The following is a 20,349-nucleotide window of genomic DNA, read 5'->3' as shown; positions in this document are numbered from 1 at the left end:
ACGCGTAGGGATGTCGTTAGCTGGAAGGTATTTATATTCGAAATAATTCATGCTGCCACGATAAGCATGGCAGCATGAACAAAAGTCAGAAATTAATGAATACCGCCGATACGACTTAAGCGTACGCCCGTCGGCCATTCACCTTCCTGTTTTTCGAAACTCATCCAGATGCCAACCGCTTTGCCGACCAGATTCGCTTCCGGAACAAAGCCCCAGTAGCGGCTGTCTGCGCTATTATCACGGTTATCACCCATCATGAAGTAGTGTCCCGGTGGAACAACCCAGGTCGCCAACTGCTGGCCCTGCTGTTGATAGTACATACCCAGCTGGTCCTGCGCGATTGGCACAGTCAGAATACGGTGTGTGACATCACCGAGCGTTTCTTTGCGCTCGCTCAGACGCACGCCGTTGTCTTTGTTCTCACCTTTCGGCAACTGCCAGAAACCGCTAGTCGCTTCGCCGCCGTTACGACGGGCAAAGGTCTGTACGAAATCGCTTGGCTCAACGTGGGAGTACGTCACCGGCAGTGCGTTACCACACGCCTGACCGGAACTGCAGTTTGGCTGAATGGTGACTTCTTTGGCGATAGGATCGTACGTCACTTTATCACCCGGCAGACCAACAGCGCGCTTAATATAATCAAGACGCGGATCTTCCGGATATTTGAACACCACAACATCACCCCGTTTCGGATGACCGGTTTCAATTAACGTATTCTGATAAATCGGGTCTTTGATTCCATAGGCGAATTTCTCCACCAGAATAAAGTCACCGATTAACAGCGTTGGCATCATGGAACCTGATGGGATCTGGAATGGCTCATAAATAAATGAGCGCACAATCAGCACGATAGCCAGCACCGGGAATACAGATGCGCCCGTTTCCAGCCAGCCCGGTTTCGGGCCAACTTTCTTCAACGTCTTTTTATCCAGCGTATCACCCGCTGCAACCTGCGCAACGGCCTGACGTTCACGGCGTTTTGGTGCAAAAATAAACTTATCCAGGCACCATAAAATCCCTGTCACCAGGGTCGCAATGACCAGGATCAGGGCAAACATGTTCGCCATGCCAACTCCTTTATTGGTTATTTACCATCTTTTCCGACATGCAGAATGGCGAGGAACGCTTCCTGTGGCAGCTCAACGTTACCAACCTGTTTCATACGTTTTTTACCGTCTTTCTGTTTCTGCAGCAGCTTTTTCTTACGGCTGACATCGCCGCCGTAGCATTTAGCCAGAACGTTTTTACGCAGCTGTTTCACAGTAGAACGCGCAATGATGTGGTTACCGATGGCCGCCTGGATCGCGATATCAAACTGCTGACGCGGGATCAGTTCTTTCATCTTCTCAACCAGTTCACGACCGCGATACGGCGCATTGTCGTTATGGGTGATCAGCGCCAGGGCATCAACACGCTCGCCGTTGATCAGGACATCAACACGCACCATGTTGGATGCCTGGAAGCGTTTGAAGTTGTAATCCAGTGACGCGTAGCCACGGGAGGTGGACTTCAGACGGTCGAAGAAGTCGAGCACCACTTCAGCCATTGGAATTTCATAGGTCAGCGCAACCTGGTTACCGTGGTAAACCATGTTGGTCTGCACGCCACGTTTCTCCACGCACAGGGTCATGACGTTGCCGAGATATTCCTGCGGCAGCAGCATGTGACACTCAGCGATAGGCTCACGGAGCTCTTCAATGTTATTCAGCGGCGGCAGTTTAGACGGGCTATCAACGTAGATAACTTCATTGTTGGTGGTCTGCACTTCATACACTACCGTCGGCGCGGTGGTGATCAGATCCAGATCGTATTCACGCTCCAGACGCTCCTGGATGATTTCCATGTGCAGCAGGCCGAGGAAGCCACAGCGGAAGCCGAAGCCCAGCGCCGTTGAGCTTTCTGGCTCGTAGAACAGGGAAGCATCGTTGAGGCTCAGTTTGCCCAGCGCGTCACGGAAGTTCTCGTAATCATCGGAACTGACCGGGAACAGGCCCGCGTAAACCTGCGGTTTGACTTTCTTGAAGCCAGGCAGCGCTTTGTCAGCCGGGTTACGGGACAGCGTCAGAGTATCGCCAACCGGTGCGCCCAGGATGTCTTTGATCGCACAAACCAGCCAGCCTACTTCGCCGCAGTTCAGCTGGGTACGGTCAACCTGTTTAGGGGTGAAGATACCCAAGCGGTCTGCGTTGTAGACCTGGCCGGTACTCATGACTTTAACTTTGTCGCCTTTGCGCAGGGTGCCGTTTTTCACACGAATAAGCGACACAACGCCGAGGTAGTTATCAAACCAGGAGTCGATGATCAGCGCCTGCAGCGGTGCTTCCGGATCGCCCTGTGGCGCGGGGATATCACGCACCAGACGTTCTAATACTTCAGGCACGCCGACGCCGGTTTTCGCCGAGCAGCGCACTGCGTCTGCGGCGTCGATGCCGACGATATCTTCAATTTCTTCCGCCACACGTTCCGGATCGGCCGCTGGCAGGTCAATTTTGTTCAGGACGGGAACCACTTCCAGGTTCATTTCCATCGCGGTGTAGCAGTTGGCCAGCGTCTGTGCTTCTACGCCCTGCCCGGCGTCAACCACCAGCAGTGCGCCTTCACAGGCGGCCAAAGAACGAGAAACTTCATAGGAGAAGTCAACGTGGCCCGGGGTGTCGATGAAGTTAAGCTGGTAGGTTTCACCATCCGTCGCTTTGTAATCCAGGGTCACGCTCTGCGCTTTGATGGTGATGCCGCGTTCACGTTCCAGATCCATGGAATCTAGAACCTGCGCCGCCATTTCACGATCGGAAAGACCACCGCAAATCTGGATAATACGGTCAGACAACGTCGATTTACCGTGGTCGATGTGAGCAATGATCGAAAAGTTACGTATATTCTTCATAGTTAGAGTTAGTTATGCCTTACGAATTCCTGGAGGCCGCGGGTCTGCGCCTGACGTTTGATCGTTCGAAAACGCCGCATTCTACACTACATCTCCGTCGCCAGGAAATGCTCTTCCGGCAAGCTTAGCGGTTAGTTGTGGGGAGATCCTGCTGGAGATGTAAATAAAGATAAAAGCCAGCGTAATTACTGGCTCAGTTCAGAAGATGAGGCGTCGACGCGCAGCATATTTGGCGGCAGACCGACACTGATAATGACCGGCTGCCACGCTTCACGAGAAGCCAGTTTTGGGGAAAGGCCACGGGCTACCAAAAAGCCACCCACGCCACCTAAAACACCACCGGCAAACGCGGCTACATCACTACCAAATAACAGCTGGAACACCGCAGCCATGACGAAAAGACCCAGTAGCGGCGTCATGTAGACCAGCACCGCGGAGGTCAACAGGCTACCCTCGCTGATGCCAAGCTCTACTTTCTGTCCCACCATCAGCGGCTCCGCGCTGGGCACGATAATGGTATGTTCCGTTTGCGGCCCGAGCTTATTGAGTACCCGGCTGCCACAGCCTGCCCGCGAGGAGCAACTGCTACAGGAGGATTTGACGTCACAGCTCACCTTCGCGACTCCGTCGCCCCAGGAGATAACCGTGGCCCACTCTTTAATCATGGCGCCGCCTTGAATTTGATGCTGTCCGCGATGCGTTTCGCCGTCTGCGGTGGCAGCTCACCCACAATGGTGATTTCAGAGTTGTCGCGAACGGAGGTGCTGACTGTACGGCGTCCGGTGCGCAGGACTTGCTCGCTGCTGTTGGCATTGGCATGATTCACGTTCACCGAGAAACTAAACAGCCCGTCGGAATAAAGACGTGACTCGACCGGCGTATCAATTGTCGGCAACGTTCTACGGCTTCCGGCAACCTCAACAAACCCTTGCGGCAGCCAGCTCGGCAGCCAGCTGAATTTCACTTTATCGCCAACCGGCACGGACAACAGCGGCGGCAGGCTCGCGGTGGACAACGTCTGCATGTTGCTGCTCACCTGCTCGCTGACGTTAAACGCCACAACGCGGAACTGCTCGAGCGTTTCACCGTCTCTGTCCAGCAAGTCGACACGCATCGGCAGTTTGGTTTCCGAGTCCAGCCACACGATATAGCTGTAGCGCGTCCCGTCACGCGCCACCACGCGGATGACCTCACACAGCCTGTCGGCAATGCGGGTGCGACCCACGGAGATAAAGTCGTAGTATGGCGCGAGGCGTTTGAAGTCGGTATAGACCAGAGATGGCAGTGAATCGACGATGTAATCGCCGTTCAGGGTGAAGGGATCGAGACCGGGCTCGAAATAGCTGATTTCGTTTCCGCGCTGGACGACTTCACGGCGCGGACCGTCCATCTGCAGCAGTTGCGCCAGGGCCTGATTATTCAGACGCGCGTGACGATAGCGTAGTGACTCTACGCCCTGCTTATTGATGCTGACAAACGACAGCTCGTAGTTGAGAGACTGGCTGGCCAGATTCATCTGCTGCAACAACGCCCCGGACGAGACATCTGCCGAGGCGTTGGCGGAGAAGAACAGGCTACCAGCCATTAAAGACATGGCACACCAAAGTTGCTTCATTACTGCGATTGCGTTCCTAACGTTTGATATCCAGGCACCTGAACAGCAGCTTGCTGAGTCTGGGCTTGTTCAAACTGAAGCTGTTCGGAGTGCAGACGACGCTGCAATTCGTAGTCCTGAAGCATCGCGTTGATACGACGGCGCTGTTCCTGAACTTGCTGCTGACCTGTACCTGCATTACTGCTCGCGCTGGCATCGGCTGGAACACCCAGACTGACCGGACTTGCTTTGCCCATCATCGGCAGTGTGTTAAACACCGGCGTTTCAGGCTGGTCGGGCGAATTGGATTGCCCGTTGTAGTGCTGAACGCCCACGATCACCGCAAGTGATACGCAAGCTGCAACGCCCATTTGGGTAAGGGAGCTGGCCCACGGACGCACTTTTTTCCAGAACGGCATATTCTGCCACTGGTGTGGTGCGGGTTGGGCTTCAGGAATGAGCGGCGTCGCCAGACGTACAGGTTCATTCTCAATAGCGGCCATAACGCGGGCTGAAATATCAAAATTGAGAGTCTGCGCCGTCTCACCACGCATGGTATCGCGGATAAGATGGTAGCTCTCCCATGCTTTTTGCATCTCAGATGAACGGGTCAGCTCATTGAGCAACTCGTTATCCAGCGTTTCACCATCCATTAAGGCGGAAAGTTTTTCTTTCTGCATGCCTAATACCTTTTCCAGTATTCCGCTATCGTCAACGCCTGATTAGCGGTTGAACTTTATTATCAATAGCTTCTCGTGCACGGAAAATGCGCGAGCGAACCGTACCCACTGGACAATCCATGATAGCGGCTATCTCTTCATAGCTCAGGCCATCCAACTCCCGTAACGTGATTGCCATGCGTAAATCTTCCGGGAGAGACTCAATGGTACGGAACACTATTTGTCTCAGTTCTTCTGACAACATTAAGTTCTCAGGGTTCGAAATTTCTTTCAGTGCACCGCCACTTTCGTAATTTTCTGCTTCAATCGCGTCAACATCACTTGCTGGTGGGCGTCTCCCCTGAGCAACCAGGTAATTTTTTGCCGTGTTCACGGCGATTCGGTACAGCCATGTATAGAAAGCACTATCTCCCCGGAACGAATCCAGCGCACGATAGGCCTTTATAAAAGACTCTTGTACTACGTCAGGCACATCGCCAGACGGTACGTATCGGGAAACCAGGTTTGCCACTTTATGCTGATAGCGTATCACCAGCAGGTTGAAGGCCTTCTGATCTCCCTTTTGGACCCGCTCGACAAGGACCTGATCCGTTAACTGCTCGCTCATCCGAGGTAATGTCTCCTCAAACCTTATTCCCATGCGTAATCAAAACGCCACTCCACATACTGCACTATGAGCAAGCAACAGCTTAGAGTGGGCTATTATCGTAAAGTTCAGTTACGCCTTTGCTTTTTGTGACTGTGGATAGACAGTTCATTATCACTCATTATAAGTCTACCACTGCTAAATGAAGTGTCAGGCGCACAATAAACGTCTGAAATCTGTCTGCAGAGTACCGTAATGCCACCTCTTTTTCATCATAAAATCTGAAGGTAACGATCTGCTTCGCAATAATTTTCTTTGATTTACAAACTTTCCCGCTCAGCCTCTCTGTTTAGCCATTACAACCACACAGAAAAATAATCGTGCTAAAAGCGGGACTCTGGTGCTACATTGCCTGAACCTTGTTTAGTAAATTAAACACAGACTATGACAACGACTCCCGACCTCTCCTGTGATGTGCTCATTGTCGGTAGCGGTGCTGCCGGTTTATCCCTTGCGCTACGCCTCGCCGAGCACAGTTCAGTCATTGTGCTCAGTAAAGGCCCCATCAGCGAAGGCTCGACGTTTTACGCTCAGGGTGGGATTGCCGCCGTGTTCGACGAAACGGACAGCATTGAATCTCATGTCGACGACACGCTGATTGCCGGGGCCGGTCTTTGCGACCGCCATGCGGTATCGTTTGTCGCCAGCAACGCCCGCCCGTGCGTCCAGTGGCTTATCGACCAGGGCGTGCTGTTTGATACGGAAGTCCAGGCCAATGGCGAAGCCAGCTATCATCTGACACGTGAAGGTGGTCACAGCCATCGCCGTATACTTCATGCCGCTGATGCCACAGGGAAAGAGGTTGAAACAACGCTTGTCGGAAAAGCGTTAAACCACCCGAATATTCAGGTGATTGAGCGCAGCAACGCCGTGGACCTGATCGTCTCCGACAAAATTGGCCTGCCCGGAACACGACGAGTCGTTGGCGCATGGGTCTGGAATCGCAATAAAGAATCGGTAGAAACCTGCGCGGCAAAATCCGTGGTGCTGGCAACCGGTGGCGCCTCGAAGGTGTATCAGTACACCACTAATCCAGATATTTCCTCCGGCGATGGCATTGCGATGGCCTGGCGTGCGGGCTGCCAGGTAGCGAATCTTGAGTTCAATCAGTTCCACCCGACCGCGCTTTATCATCCGCAGGCGCGCAATTTCTTGCTGACCGAAGCTCTGCGCGGCGAAGGCGCTCTGCTCAAACGCCCGGACGGCTCGCGCTTTATGCCAGACTTCGACGAACGCGAAGAGCTAGCGCCGCGCGATATTGTCGCCCGCGCGATTGATCATGAAATGAAACGTCTCGGCGCGGACTGTATGTATCTCGACATCAGCCACAAACCGGAAGCATTTGTCCGTCAGCATTTCCCGATGATCCACGAAAAACTGCTGAGCCTCGGCATCGATTTGACGAAAGAACCGGTGCCGATCGTTCCCGCTGCGCATTACACCTGCGGCGGCGTGATGGTGGATGATTTTGGTCGGACTGACGTTGACGGGCTTTATGCCATCGGCGAAGTCAGCTACACCGGCCTGCACGGCGCCAATCGCATGGCGTCAAACTCACTGCTTGAGTGTCTGGTGTATGGCTGGTCGGCGGCTGAAGATATCAAGAAACGGATGCCTTATGCTCGCGAAGTCAATTCGCTGCCTGCCTGGGATGAAAGTCGGGTAGAGAATCCGGATGAACTGGTGGTTATTCAGCATAATTGGCACGAACTGCGGCTGTTTATGTGGGACTACGTCGGCATTGTGCGCACCACCAAACGTCTGGAGCGCGCGCTGCGTCGTATTACCTTATTGCAGCAGGAACTGGACGAGTACTACTCCCGTTTCCGCGTGTCGAATAACCTGCTTGAATTGCGAAATCTGGTGCAAGTGGCGGAGCTAATCGTACGCTGCGCCCTGATGCGTAAAGAGAGCCGCGGCCTGCATTACACTCTGGATTATCCTGAATTGCAGGAAAACTCAGGGCCGTCGGTACTCTCCCCGTTGACTCACATAAACAAGTAAAATGCCTGGGTCAGCGCAGTGTAGCCTTCGGAATATTGCTGCTCTGGCCCACGGATAACCAGCCTGTCGCTGAAGCATTCGCCCGCCTGAGGCGAGAAGGCCAGTAGCGCGCGATGCGGCAGACGCAGCTCGGTTTCTGCTACGTCGGTTCGCAGACGTAAATGCCAACCCATCGACAGCGCGCGTTCGGTAAACGCATTACCGATATTCTCTGGCAACACTACACAGAAAAAACCGTCTTCGGTAATCGCATTGGCCGCACAGTTAAGCAGCGCCGCGTGATCGAGGGTGGTGGTATATCGTGCCTGCTCGCGCTGAGTTGTGGCGCATTCCACCCCCTGCTCATAATACGGAGGATTACTGATAATCAGGTCATAGCGGCTGTTTTCTTCCACCAGCCAGCGCTGTACATCGGCGGTATGAATATGAACACGATCCGCCCACGGCGACTCGGCGACGTTTTCTGCAGCTTGCCCAGCGGCGTCGGCGTCGAGTTCAACGGCATCAATCATCACTGTGTTTTCCGTTCGCTGCGCTAACATTAACGCCAGCAGACCACTGCCGGTCCCCATGTCGAGGATCCGTTTGACACGGGCAATAGGAGCCCAGGCACCGAGCAGAATACCGTCCGTCCCGACCTTCATGGCACAGCGATCGTGAGCGACAAAAAATTGCTTAAACGTAAATCCATTGCGACGAAGCACGGATGAAGACTGACTCATCATCAACAACCTTTTTCCTGATAAAATCCCCTGAGCGTCGGGTACTGCACAATACCCGAGAACAGATAGCCATACAAACAGATGAAGATTACGGCCATAACGTCTATAATCGGCGGCCCATACTGAGGTAGAACATGACTGTAACGACTTTTTCCGAACTAGAACTCGACGATAGCCTTCTGGATGCGCTCCAGGAAAAAGGCTTCACACGCCCGACCGCCATTCAGGCCGCTGCGATCCCGCCTGCGCTCGATGGCCGTGATGTCCTCGGTTCTGCGCCGACAGGCACCGGTAAAACGGCGGCGTATCTGCTGCCAGCGTTGCAGCACCTGCTCGACTTCCCGCGCAAAAAATCCGGCCCGCCGCGCATTCTGATTGTGACCCCAACTCGCGAACTGGCGATGCAGGTTGCCGATCATGCTCGTGAGCTGGCGAAAAATACCCATTTAGACATCGCTACCATCACTGGCGGCGTGGCCTATATGAACCACGCTGAAGTGTTCAGTGAAAACCAGGACATCGTGGTGGCCACCACCGGACGTCTGCTGCAGTACATCAAAGAAGAAAACTTTGACTGCCGCGCGGTTGAAACGCTGATCCTCGATGAAGCGGACCGCATGCTGGACATGGGCTTTGCCCAGGATATCGAAACCATCGCTGCGGAAACGCGCTGGCGTAAGCAGACCATGCTGTTCTCTGCCACGCTGGAAGGCGATGCTATCAAGGACTTCTCCGAGCGTCTGCTGCAAGAACCGGTGGAAGTGTCTGCGACGCCGTCTACCCGCGAGCGCAAGAAGATCCACCAGTGGTACTACCGTGCCGATGACGTTCAGCACAAAACGGCGCTGCTGATCCACCTGCTTCAGCAAGAAGACGCGACGCGTTCAATCGTGTTTGTGCGTAAACGTGAGCGTGTACATGAGCTGGCAGGCTGGCTGCGTGAGAAAGGCATCAATAACTGTTATCTCGAAGGTGAGATGGTTCAGGCCAAACGTAACGAAGCGATTTTACGCCTGACCGACGGCCGCGTGAATGTGCTGGTTGCCACCGACGTTGCTGCTCGCGGGATCGACATTCCGGATGTGAGCCACGTCTTCAACTTCGACATGCCACGCAGCGGTGATACCTATTTGCACCGTATCGGCCGTACGGGCCGTGCCGGACGTAAAGGTATCGCTATTTCGTTAGTCGAAGCGCATGACCATCTGCTGCTGAGCAAAATCGGTCGCTACATTGAAGAGCCACTGAAAGCTCGCGTGGTTGATGAAATGCGTCCGCAAACTCGTGTCCCAAGCGAGAAACTGCAAGGCAAGCCATCGAAGAAAGTGATGGCTAAACGCGAAGAGAAGAAAAAAGCGGAAAAAGAAAAACCGCGCGTGAAGAATCGCCATCGCGATGCCAAAAACATCGGTAAGCGCCGTAAGCCAAGTGCAGCTGCTGCCGCGGCGACCGAGCCGAAGAAAACCGAAGAGTAAAAAGTGAGCCGGGATATTTCCCGGCTTTTTTCTGTCCTTTCCACCCCCACCCTTTCTCACTCTTCTTGCATGACTTCATCCCGATTCACGCATAAAAAAACGGAGAATGACTGAGTCATTCTCCGTTCTGTGCTGAGCGTTTTGGCTTTCGTTAACTTAGCCGATCGCCGTCACTTCCCACCCCTGAGAAATTACAGGCTTTCAGTGAAAGTACGAGCGATAACGTCGCGCTGCTGTTCTGGAGTCAGTGAGTTGAAACGCACCGCGTAACCAGAAACACGGATGGTCAGCTGTGGGTATTTTTCTGGGTGCTCAACGGCGTCCATCAGCGTTTCGCGACGCAGAACGTTCACGTTCAGGTGCTGTCCACCTTCAACGCGGACTTCTGGCTGAACGTCTACCGGGATTTCACGGTATTCGATTTCGCCCAGAGCGTTAACCGCAACAACCTGATCTTCAGTGAAACCGCCTTTAGCTACCAGGCAGCGCGCTTCGCCTTTCTCGCTGTCAAGCAGCCAGAAAGAGTTGAGCAGGTCGTCGTTTGCAGCTTTAGTAATCTGGATACCAGTAATCATTTGATGCCTCCCTAGGCTCATTTATTCGTTTTTGCATTGGCCAGACGCTGGCCAATTGGTAAAACCATTGTTGCTTGAGTGTATATATATCAGTCTACCCCCCGGCAATCATTGATTTAAATCAATAGAATTAGTGTGTGTACTGAGTACATCTATGAATTTTGTTGTTTTAAGTCAATTTTCAAGCCCTGCAAAACACAAATATGTCTGTAAACATTCAACTTTATTTGAGATCGAGAAAACTTTCCCGCTGACAAAATTTTGTTCCATACAAAGAAGCCGTTAAGCTATCGCCAACAATATTCGCAGGAGAGCGACATGACCACGTCCTTAACCTGGCACGACGTGCTAGCCAGTGAAAAAGAACAGCCCTACTTCATCAATACCCTGGCAACCGTTGCCGAGGAACGTCAGGCAGGAACCACGATTTATCCGCCGCAAAAAGATGTGTTCAATGCGTTTCGCTATACCGAACTGCGCGATGTGAAGGTAGTGATCCTCGGACAGGATCCGTATCACGGCCCAGGCCAGGCGCACGGACTGGCGTTTTCCGTTCTCCCGGGCGTTGCTACGCCGCCTTCTCTGTTAAACATGTATAAAGAGCTGGAAGGCACCATTCCGGGCTTCACTCGCCCGAGGCACGGTTATCTGGAAAGCTGGGCACGTCAGGGCGTACTGTTGCTCAACACGGTACTGACGGTTCGCGCAGGCCAGGCGCATTCCCACGCCAGCCTTGGCTGGGAAACCTTTACTGATAAAGTGATTGCCTTAATCAATGAACATTGCGAGGGCGTGGTCTTTTTACTGTGGGGTGCGCATGCGCAGAAGAAAGGCGCGATTATCGACCGCGAGCGTCATCACGTGCTGAAAGCGCCGCATCCGTCACCACTTTCGGCCCATCGTGGCTTCTTTGGCTCAAATCACTTTGTACTGGCCAACGAATGGCTGGCGCAACGCGGCGAGCCGCCAATTGACTGGATGCCGGTCCTGCCGGCTGAAAGTGAGTAAAAAAAATGCCAGCATCGCGCTGGCATTTTCATTTTAGCAATGTCGAAGCATCAGCCTTTGTTCTGACGCCACCATTCGGCCAGCAGAACGCCGGTTGCGACGGAAACGTTCAGGCTTTCTACATTGCCGGTTCCGTTGATAGCGACGCTCAAGTCTGAAGACTCAAGAGCGGCATCGGACAGACCATCACGTTCCTGACCCAGCACCAGTACCATTTTCTTCGGCATCGTCGCTTTGAACAGCGGAGTGCCTTTATGGCTGGAGGTGGTCACAATCGCATAACCCGCTTTGCGGAACTGATCCAGCGCGTCAATGAAGCTGTCAGCGGTGATCGGTTGTACGTGCTCTGCGCCACCTTCTGCGGTACGGATTGCAGCACCGGACTCCAGTACTGCGGCATCCTGAACCACGACCCCCTTCACACCGAAGTGTGCGCAGCTACGCATTATTGCGCCAAGGTTGTGTGGGTTACCCACATCTTCCAGCGCCAGTACGCAGTCTTCAGCAGCGGCTTCACTTACCCACTGCTTAACGCTGGTACCGTTACGCTTTTTGATCAGGAAGCAAACGCCGCCGTGGTGTTCGGTGCCAGACGCTTTCTCCAGCTCCGCTTCGTCTACCACGTGATAGGCTTTACGGTTTGCCGCCATCCAACGCAGGGCTTCTTTGAAACGCGGGGTCACGCTCTGGATGAACCAGGCACGAACGATGCAGTCCGGACGGCTCAGGAACAGTGCCTGACAGGCATTTTCGCCGTAAACACGGGTTTCTTCTGCACGCTGACGACGGATAACTTCCGGGTCGACAAAACTCTTGCCGCTGATCCCGCCGTGATCGGGTTTGTCTGCAACAACTGCGCCCGGTGCGCGGGACACGGTGCGCCATGGGTTGTCGTCGCGTGGTCCGCTGTCACGTGAGTTATCACGGTCGCGGAAACGGTCACCGCCACGCGGTTTGCCATCGCGAGACTTTCCATCACGACTATCGCGCGCAGGACGACGACCACCTTCGGAACGGGACGGGCTATTGCGGCTCAGGCCAGCGCCTTTACCGGTGCGCGGGTTTTCCGTGCGTTTATCCGAGTCATCATCACTGCGGACGTACATCACTTTGACCTTGCCGCTTTTATTTTTCAGTTCGTCGTTCATCTTTATTCTCCACCTGCGCTGCGCGAAGCGCGAAGATTACCCGATGTGTCCGAGCTTCGCCATGATTTCGTACCAAAGACTGCGACTATTATATTCATCGAATAAATCACATTGTCCTTTAAAACAGTCTCATCGATAATACGCAACATTAAGGAAACATTTCGGCCACTCAGGCCGTTGACTCAACCCGATTACCCAGAGGTTAGCTATGAATACCGTTTGTGCCAGTTGCCAGGCGCTTAACCGTATCCCCGACGATCGTATTAACGACTCCGCCAAGTGTGGCCGCTGCGGTCACGAGCTGTTTGATGGCGATGTTATCAATGCTACCGGTGAAACGCTGGATAAATTGTTGAAAGACGATTTGCCGGTCGTGGTTGATTTCTGGGCACCGTGGTGCGGCCCATGTCGTAACTTTGCACCAATTTTCGAAGACGTCGCGGAAGAGCGCAGCGGTAAAATGCGTTTCGTAAAAGTAAATACTGAAGCCGAACGCGAGCTTAGCGCACGTTTCCGTATTCGCAGCATTCCAACCATTATGATTTTCCATAAAGGCGAAGTGCTGGACATGCTCAACGGTGCAGTGCCTAAAGCACCGTTCGACAGCTGGTTGAACGAAGCTACCGAAGCCTGATCTGCCGGGGCACGTCTTGTGCCCCGCTTTCCCCTCTGCGACAATGGCGTTTTTCCAGCACAACGCCAAATGACTGATAACGCCGTCCTCCGCCTGCGCGCCGATCGTCTCGCCCGCGCCACTCGCCCGTTTCTTGCCCGTGGAAATCGTATTCGCCGATGCCAGCGCTGTCTTTTACCGCTGAAACAGTGCCTGTGCGAAACCCTCATGCCTTCTGCTGCCCGGAGCCGTTTTTGTCTGGTGATGTTTGATACCGAGCCGATGAAGCCGAGTAATACCGGCCGTCTGATTGCCGATATTCTTCCCGATACCGAAGCCTTTCAATGGTCGCGCACTGAGCCGCCTCAGGCGCTACTCGATTTAGTCCGCAATCCGGATTATCAACCGATGGTTGTCTTTCCGGCGTCTTATGCCGGGGCTGAACGCGAAGTCATTACCGCGCCCCCGTCAGGTAAGCCGCCGCTGTTTATTATGCTCGATGGTACCTGGACCGAAGCACGGAAAATGTTCCGCAAAAGCCCTTATCTCGATGGCCTGCCGGTGATTTCTGTCGATTTATCACGCGTTTCTGCCTACCACCTGCGGGCAGCGCAGGCTGAAGGTCAGTACTGCACTGCAGAAGTGGCGATCGCACTGCTAGATTTAGCGAATGACACCGAAGCCGCTGGCGCACTGGGCAAGCATTTTCAGTGTTTCCGCGCCCGTTATCTGGCAGGAAAACCTCAGCATAAGGGAAACATCACAGTGACGGAGCCAGAAAGCGTTTAAAATCATTCAGGAACGATCGTCCAGGAGAGAGTGCGATGAGCCAACGGGGACTGGAAGCGTTACTGAGACCCAAATCAATAGCCGTCATTGGCGCATCAATGAAGCCGCAGCGTGCGGGCTATCTTATGATGCGCAATCTGCTGGCCGGCGGTTTTAGCGGGCCGGTTTTGCCGGTGACGCCTACCTGGAAAGCGGTGCTGGGGGTACTGGCCTGGCCTGATATCGACAGCCTGCCGTTCACGCCGGACCTGGCCGTTATCTGCACCCATGCGAAACGCAATCTGGAACTGCTGGAAGCGCTCGGTCAGAAAGGCTGTAAAACGTGTATTATTCTTTCCGCGCCGCCAGAACAATTCAGCGAACTGAAAGCCTGCGCCGCCCGTTATCAGATGCGCCTTCTCGGCCCTAACAGTCTGGGGCTGCTTGCCCCCTGGCAAGGACTGAATGCCAGCTTTTCGCCGGTGCCGATTCGTCGCGGTAAGCTGGCGTTTATTTCGCAATCGGCAGCGGTGTCCAATACCATTCTTGACTGGGCGCAACAGCGCGAGATGGGCTTTTCCTATTTTATCGCCTTGGGTGACAGTCTCGATATTGACGTTGATGACCTGCTCGACTTTCTCGCCCGCGACAGCAAAACCAGCGCCATTTTGCTCTATCTGGAGCACCTCAGCGATGCACGGCGTTTCGTTTCGGCTGCCCGTAGCGCCTCGCGTAATAAACCGATTCTGGTGATTAAGAGTGGACGTAGTCCGGCTGCCCAACGTTTGTTGCATGTGAACTCAGGAATGGATCCGGCCTGGGATGCCGCCATTCAACGAGCCGGTTTATTGCGCGTGCAAGATACACATGAGCTGTTTTCCGCCGTCGAAACGCTGAGCCATATGCGACCACTGCGCGGTGAACGCCTGATGATTGTCAGCAACGGCGCAGCCCCTGCGGCACTGGCGCTGGATGAACTTTGGCTTCGCAATGGAAAGCTGGCAACGCTCAGCGACGAGACGCTGAGCCATCTTCGTGTTGCGCTGCCGGGTAGCGTAGAGGCGGCGAACCCTCTCGACCTGCGCGATGACGCCAGCAGCGAACACTATCAAAAAGCGCTGAGTATTCTGCTCGACAGCCAGGATTATGATGCTCTGTTGGTCATCCATTCCCCGAGCGCAGCCGCACCGGGAACAGAAAGCGCCCAGGCGTTAATTGATACCCTCAGTCATCACGCCCGTGGCAAATACGTCACCGTGTTAACCAACTGGTGCGGAGAATATTCCTCACAGGAAGCACGCCGCTTATTTAGCGATGCCGGTATTCCCACCTACCGCACGCCGGAAGGTACCATCACCGCATTTATGCATATGGTGGAATATCGCCGTAATCAGAAGCAACTGCGTGAAACACCGGTATTACCGGACAATCTGACCGCCAATACCGCCGACGCCCATGCGCTGCTTCAGCAGGCCATTGCGGAAGGTGCCACGTCACTCGACACTCACGAAGTTCAGCCAATCCTCAAAGCTTACGACATGCACACGCTGCCGACGTGGATAGCAGCAGACAGTGCCGAAGCGGTGCATATCGCCGAACAGATTGGCTATCCGGTGGCGCTAAAACTGCGTTCGCCGGATATCCCGCATAAGTCAGAAGTTCAGGGCGTGATGCTGTATCTGCGTACCGCCGCAGAAGTGCAGCAAGCGGCAGATGCCATTCTCGATCGCGTGAAAATGACCTGGCCTCAGGCGCGGATCCACGGGTTGTTAGTTCAGAGTATGGCGAACCGCGCGGGTGCTCAGGAGCTGCGGATCGTCGTCGAACACGATCCGCTGTTTGGCCCGCTTATTATGCTCGGCGAGGGGGGCATTGAATGGCGCGCAGAAGATCAGGCTGCCGTGGCGCTGCCACCGCTGAACATGAATCTCGCCCGTTATCTGGTGATTCAGGCGATTAAAAGTAAGAAGATCCGTGGCAGAAGTGCATTGCGTCCGCTGGATGTGATGGGTCTCAGCCAGGTGCTGGTCCAGGTGTCGAATCTGATTGTCGACTGTCCGGAGATCCAGCGCCTGGACATTCATCCTTTGCTGGCCTCCGGGAACGAATTTACCGCACTGGATGTGACGCTTGAAATCGGACCGTTTGAAGGGGATAGCGAAAGCCGTTTAACGGTGCGTCCATATCCGCAGCAATTTGAAGAGTGGGTCGAACTGAAGAACGGTGAACGCTGCCTGTTTCGCCCCATCCTGCCGGAGGATGAACCGCTGTTGCAGAAGTTTATCGCCCAGGTCACAAAAGAAGATCTCTACTACCGCTACTTCAGTGAAATCAATGAATTTACCCATGACGATTTAGCCAATATGACGCAGATCGACTACGATCGTGAAATGGCTTTTGTCGCCGTGCATTCCACGGAGACAGGGATTGAAATCCTGGGCGTTACGCGCGCGATTTCAGACCCCGACAATATTGATGCTGAGTTTGCCGTGCTGGTGCGTTCCGATTTAAAAGGCCTTGGCCTGGGGCGTCGTCTGCTGGAAAAACTCATCGACTATACGCGTGAACATGGGCTATCACGCTTGAATGGCATTACCATGCCTAATAATCAGGGAATGATTGCTCTGGCCCGTAAGCTGGGTTTTGACGTCGATATCCAGCTTGAAGATGGCATTGTCGGGTTGACATTAAGACTATCCTCATCGCCATCGTAACTAAGCTGCTGGAAATGTTGACCACTTTAGCTGGTACTGATGGTATTATTGCTCGCTTCTGTCGTCTGCATGGTACAGAGGACCCTTGATTAATCAGAGAAGAATCGCACTGTGATGTTGTCAAAATTTAAGCGCAACAAGCATCAACAACACCTTGCTCAACTACCTAAGCTTTCTCAGTCAGTTGATGATGTCGAGTTCTTTTACGCCCCTGCGGATTTTCGGCAAGTGCTGTTGGCTAAAATCGCCAATGCGACTCGCCGCATCTGCATTATCGCCCTTTATCTGGAACAAGATGATGGCGGTAAAGCGGTTTTGCAGGCTATTTATGACGCCAAGCGTCAGCGCCCCGAACTCGATGTCCGTATCCTGGTAGACTGGCACCGCGCCCAGCGTGGACGCATTGGTGCCGCTGCATCTAACACCAACGCCGATTGGTACACCCGTATGGCTCAGGGAAACCCTGGCGTGGATGTGCCGGTGTACGGCGTGCCGGTTAATACCCGCGAGGCGTTAGGTGTTCTGCACTATAAAGGCTTTATCATCGACGACTGTGTGCTCTACAGCGGCGCGAGCATCAACGACGTTTACCTGCATCAGCATGATAAGTATCGCTATGACCGCTACCAGTCGATTGGTAATGCGCAGATGGCCGATATCATGTTTGACTGGGTGGATCAGAATCTGGTGCATGGCCGTGGCGTAAACCGTCTCGATGATAATGAGCGCCCGAAAAGCCCGGAAATCAAAAACGATATTCGTCTCTATCGCCAGGAACTGCGTGACACCGGCTACCATTTCCAGGGCGATGCTGATAACGAGCAGCTCTCCGTTACGCCACTGGTTGGGCTCGGAAAATCGAGCATGCTCAATAAGACGATTTTCCATTTGATGCCGTGCGCCGAAGAGAAATTGACTATCTGTACGCCTTATTTCAACCTTCCTGCAGTATTAGTGCGAAACATTATCCACCTGCTGCGGCAGGGGAAAAAGGTTGAAATTATTGTTGGTGATAAAACGGCCAATGACTTTTATATTCCAGAAGATCAGCCGTTTAAAATCATCGGCGCGCTGCCTTATTTGTATGAAATCAATCTGCGCCGTTTCCTTAGCCGCCTGCAGTATTATGTGAATACGGACCAGTTGGTAGTTCGCCTGTGGAAAGATGAAGACAACAGCTACCATCTGAAGGGCATGTGGGTCGATGATGAATGGATGCTGCTGACCGGCAACAACCTGAACCCACGCGCATGGCGACTGGATCTGGAGAACGCAATTCTCATTCACGATCCGAAACAGCAGTTGGCCGAGGCCAGGGATAAAGAGCTGGAACTGATCCGCAAACATACCACCGTGGTGAATCATTATCGCGATCTGCAAAGTATCGCCGACTATCCGGTTAAAGTCCGTAAGCTGATTCGCCGTCTGCGTCGAATTCGAATCGACAGGCTCATCAGCCGCATTCTGTGATCCTCAAGCCCCGCATGGTCGGGGCTTTTTTACAGGGAGCCTGCTATGCGTATTCTGGTTCTGCTGTCTTCACTGTGGCTTTGCGGTTGCAGCCATATGGCCAATGATGCCTGGACCGGACAGGATAAGGCACAACACTTTATTGCGTCCGCCATTCTCTCCGCAGCAGGCAACGAATACGCCCAGCATCAAGGATTCAGTCAGGATAGAAGTGCAGCCTATGGCCTGATGTTCTCTCTCAGTCTTGGTGCAGGAAAGGAAACATGGGACAGCCGCCCATCAGGCAGCGGCTGGAGTTGGAAAGATTTTGCATGGGATGTCGCCGGGGCCACAACCGGATATGCGGTGTGGCATATGGCCTATCAATAAGCTACAGGCGTAATCCCTTCCCTTTGCTGTGCAGCATCAGCGATACCACAAATGCCACCGCACTCAGCAGAGTGACATACCAGAAGAACGCACTCTCAAAGCCCATAGATTTCAGCGACAGGGCGACATACTCTGCCGAACCACCGAACAACGCGTTGGCGACGGCGTAAGATAACCCAACACCAAGCGCACGCACCTGAGCGGGGAACATTTCAGCTTTCAGGATCCCGCTTATCGATGTGTAAAAACTGGCGATCAGCAAGGCGCACATCACTAATGCAAACGCGGCATACGGCGAATGCACATGCTGGAGTGCGGTGAGGATTGGGACGGTAAACAGTGTGGCCAGTCCACCAAAGCACAGCATCGACGTACGCCGACCAATTCTGTCGGACAGAGCACCGAACAACGGCTGCACTGCCATATAGCAAAAAAGCGCAGCCGTCATCACGATGCTGGCCACGCTTGCGCTCATACCCGTGGTGTTCACCAAATACTTTTGCATATAGGTTGTAAAGGTATAGAACACCAAAGAACCACCGGCAGTGAAGCCGAGCACCATCAAAAACGCTTTGCGGTTGCGCCACAGGCCTTTGAACGATCCGGCTTCCTTCAAGGCGCGCGTTTCCTGCTGTGACGTTTCATCCAGCTGACGACGTAACCAAAGTGCAACTAACGCCAGTACTGCACCCAGCGCAAAGGGAATACGCCAGCCCCAGGTATGCAAATCCTCATTGCTCAGCACTTGCTGAAGAACAACGACCACAAGCAGAGCCAACAGCTGGCCGCCGATCAGCGTTACATACTGAAATGAGGCAAAGAACCCCTTCCGGCCTTCAATCGCCACTTCACTCATGTAAGTTGCGCTGGTGCCGTACTCTCCGCCGACGGAAAGTCCCTGGAACAATCTTGCCAGTAGCAGCAATGCCGGAGCCCAGGTGCCAATCGCCGCATATCCAGGCAGACAGGCAATCACCAACGAGCCAAAGCACATCATGCAGACAGAAATCAGCATCGACTTTTTTCGTCCGTGGCGATCGGCAATACGTCCAAACAACCAGCCGCCAATCGGTCGCATCAGAAAACCGGCAGCAAAAATGCCGGCGGTTTGCAGTAGCTGTGTAGTGGTATTGTCTGAGGGGAAGAAGATATGTGCAAAATAGAGTGAGCAAAACGAATAGACGTAAAAATCAAACCACTCGACAAGGTTACCAGATGAAGCACCCACGATAGCCCAGACCCGACGCCGTGAATCACTGCCCATCAGGGACTCTCGGGATGAATACGTATTCTCGGTCATTGTTATTATACTCCAGCAAAAAACCAGGTCTGCTCCTGATGCAGATATTGAGCATCTGCTCAGGCAGAACAATTATCAACCCAAATGTTACATAGTTGTTATAATATACTTTGTGATCAAAAGCACAAATTCCGTTAGCAGGATCAGTAATCAGGAATTGTCGCAAGAGATTAAGGTGGGTGTATTGCTGGATGGATTTTATGACGTATAAACGCAAAAAACCCCGGCCTTTCGGTCGGGGTTTCTTACTTGTTTGATGCCTGGCAGTTCCCTACTCTCGCATGGGGAGACCCCACACTACCATCGGCGCTACGGCGTTTCACTTCTGAGTTCGGCATGGGGTCAGGTGGGACCACCGCGCTGTTGCCGCCAGGCAAAT

Annotated in this window: 18 protein-coding genes and 1 rRNA gene; 8 read left to right on the top strand and 11 right to left on the bottom strand. The window is 53.5% G+C overall.

Going from position 1 to position 20,349, the window contains the following annotated elements; all coding sequences use genetic code 11:
* Window positions 1–92: 92 nt before the first annotated feature.
* The 6 genes from lepB to rpoE form a co-directional block, all read right to left on the bottom strand.
* On the bottom strand, window positions 93–1,067 hold the full coding sequence (gene lepB / locus MUU51_RS14625; RefSeq protein WP_159776340.1) for a signal peptidase I: 975 nt from the start codon (window positions 1,065–1,067) through the stop codon (window positions 93–95).
* Window positions 1,068–1,084: 17 nt separating this feature from the next.
* The gene (gene lepA / locus MUU51_RS14620) at window positions 1,085–2,884 is read right to left on the bottom strand and encodes a translation elongation factor 4 (protein WP_159776342.1); all 1,800 of its coding nucleotides are present in this window, start codon (window positions 2,882–2,884) and stop codon (window positions 1,085–1,087) included.
* A gap of 185 nt (window positions 2,885–3,069) precedes the next feature.
* Window positions 3,070–3,549 (bottom strand): SoxR-reducing system protein RseC, encoded by a 480-nt coding sequence (gene rseC / locus MUU51_RS14615; protein ID WP_159776344.1) that lies wholly within the window; start codon window positions 3,547–3,549, stop codon window positions 3,070–3,072.
* Window positions 3,546–4,499, bottom strand: coding sequence for a sigma-E factor regulatory protein RseB (gene rseB / locus MUU51_RS14610; RefSeq protein ID WP_159776346.1), 954 nt, complete (start codon window positions 4,497–4,499; stop codon window positions 3,546–3,548). The genes rseC and rseB overlap by 4 nt, the downstream gene beginning before the upstream one ends.
* Window positions 4,499–5,158 (bottom strand): anti-sigma-E factor RseA, encoded by a 660-nt coding sequence (rseA, locus tag MUU51_RS14605; protein ID WP_258968006.1) that lies wholly within the window; start codon window positions 5,156–5,158, stop codon window positions 4,499–4,501. The genes rseB and rseA overlap by 1 nt, the downstream gene beginning before the upstream one ends.
* 31 nt (window positions 5,159–5,189) lie before the next feature.
* Entirely contained in the window at window positions 5,190–5,765 is a 576-nt protein-coding gene (gene rpoE / locus MUU51_RS14600) for an RNA polymerase sigma factor RpoE (RefSeq protein WP_110508841.1), read from the bottom strand.
* Between the two features lie 423 nt (window positions 5,766–6,188).
* Here rpoE and nadB point away from each other — a divergent pair, with 423 nt between their 5' ends.
* A complete protein-coding gene (gene nadB / locus MUU51_RS14595) occupies window positions 6,189–7,808 on the top strand; it encodes an L-aspartate oxidase (protein WP_258968005.1) in 1,620 nt (539 codons plus the stop codon).
* Here nadB and trmN read toward each other — a convergent pair.
* A complete protein-coding gene (gene trmN / locus MUU51_RS14590; protein WP_159776375.1) occupies window positions 7,793–8,530 on the bottom strand; it encodes a tRNA(1)(Val) (adenine(37)-N(6))-methyltransferase TrmN in 738 nt (245 codons plus the stop codon). The genes nadB and trmN overlap by 16 nt on opposite strands.
* 134 nt (window positions 8,531–8,664) lie before the next feature.
* Here trmN and srmB point away from each other — a divergent pair, with 134 nt between their 5' ends.
* Window positions 8,665–10,005 carry an ATP-dependent RNA helicase SrmB gene (srmB, locus tag MUU51_RS14585; protein WP_258968004.1) on the top strand — a complete coding sequence of 447 codons (1,341 nt, stop codon included), beginning with the start codon at window positions 8,665–8,667 and terminating at the stop codon, window positions 10,003–10,005.
* Window positions 10,006–10,196: 191 nt separating this feature from the next.
* On the opposite strand, the gene grcA is transcribed toward srmB, so the two are convergent.
* Window positions 10,197–10,580 (bottom strand): autonomous glycyl radical cofactor GrcA, encoded by a 384-nt coding sequence (gene grcA / locus MUU51_RS14580; RefSeq protein ID WP_110508829.1) that lies wholly within the window; start codon window positions 10,578–10,580, stop codon window positions 10,197–10,199.
* A 318-nt stretch (window positions 10,581–10,898) separates the two neighbouring features.
* On the opposite strand from grcA, the gene ung reads away from it, so the two are divergent.
* Window positions 10,899–11,588: a uracil-DNA glycosylase gene (gene ung, locus MUU51_RS14575; RefSeq protein ID WP_258968003.1), complete on the top strand. Its 690-nt coding sequence runs from the start codon at window positions 10,899–10,901 to the stop codon at window positions 11,586–11,588.
* Between the two features lie 50 nt (window positions 11,589–11,638).
* Here ung and MUU51_RS14570 read toward each other — a convergent pair whose 3' ends face one another.
* Window positions 11,639–12,736 carry a tRNA/rRNA methyltransferase gene (locus MUU51_RS14570; protein ID WP_159776356.1) on the bottom strand — a complete coding sequence of 366 codons (1,098 nt, stop codon included), beginning with the start codon at window positions 12,734–12,736 and terminating at the stop codon, window positions 11,639–11,641.
* A gap of 208 nt (window positions 12,737–12,944) precedes the next feature.
* Here MUU51_RS14570 and trxC point away from each other — a divergent pair, with 208 nt between their 5' ends.
* From trxC to MUU51_RS14545, 5 genes are all read left to right on the top strand, one after another.
* A complete protein-coding gene (gene trxC / locus MUU51_RS14565) occupies window positions 12,945–13,370 on the top strand; it encodes a thioredoxin TrxC (RefSeq protein WP_110508823.1) in 426 nt (141 codons plus the stop codon).
* A 69-nt stretch (window positions 13,371–13,439) separates the two neighbouring features.
* The gene (locus MUU51_RS14560; RefSeq protein WP_159776358.1) at window positions 13,440–14,138 is read left to right on the top strand and encodes a tRNA-uridine aminocarboxypropyltransferase; all 699 of its coding nucleotides are present in this window, start codon (window positions 13,440–13,442) and stop codon (window positions 14,136–14,138) included.
* Window positions 14,139–14,173: 35 nt separating this feature from the next.
* Window positions 14,174–16,831: a bifunctional acetate--CoA ligase family protein/GNAT family N-acetyltransferase gene (locus tag MUU51_RS14555; RefSeq protein ID WP_258968002.1), complete on the top strand. Its 2,658-nt coding sequence runs from the start codon at window positions 14,174–14,176 to the stop codon at window positions 16,829–16,831.
* A 114-nt stretch (window positions 16,832–16,945) separates the two neighbouring features.
* Window positions 16,946–18,301: a CDP-diacylglycerol--serine O-phosphatidyltransferase gene (gene pssA / locus MUU51_RS14550; protein ID WP_159776363.1), complete on the top strand. Its 1,356-nt coding sequence runs from the start codon at window positions 16,946–16,948 to the stop codon at window positions 18,299–18,301.
* Window positions 18,302–18,346: 45 nt separating this feature from the next.
* Window positions 18,347–18,670 (top strand): YfiM family lipoprotein, encoded by a 324-nt coding sequence (locus tag MUU51_RS14545; RefSeq protein ID WP_159776365.1) that lies wholly within the window; start codon window positions 18,347–18,349, stop codon window positions 18,668–18,670.
* Between the two features lies 1 nt (window position 18,671).
* On the opposite strand, the gene MUU51_RS14540 is transcribed toward MUU51_RS14545, so the two are convergent.
* Window positions 18,672–19,970 (bottom strand): MFS family transporter, encoded by a 1,299-nt coding sequence (locus MUU51_RS14540; RefSeq protein WP_159776367.1) that lies wholly within the window; start codon window positions 19,968–19,970, stop codon window positions 18,672–18,674.
* A gap of 258 nt (window positions 19,971–20,228) precedes the next feature.
* Window positions 20,229–20,344 (bottom strand): 5S ribosomal RNA (gene rrf / locus MUU51_RS14535).
* Window positions 20,345–20,349: the final 5 nt, after the last annotated feature.

Source organism: Scandinavium manionii, from assembly GCF_024764775.1.
In the GTDB taxonomy this organism is placed as follows: Bacteria; Pseudomonadota; Gammaproteobacteria; order Enterobacterales; family Enterobacteriaceae; genus Scandinavium; species Scandinavium manionii.
Note: the sequence above shows the minus strand (reverse complement) of the source record. Positions and strands in the feature narration are given on the sequence as shown.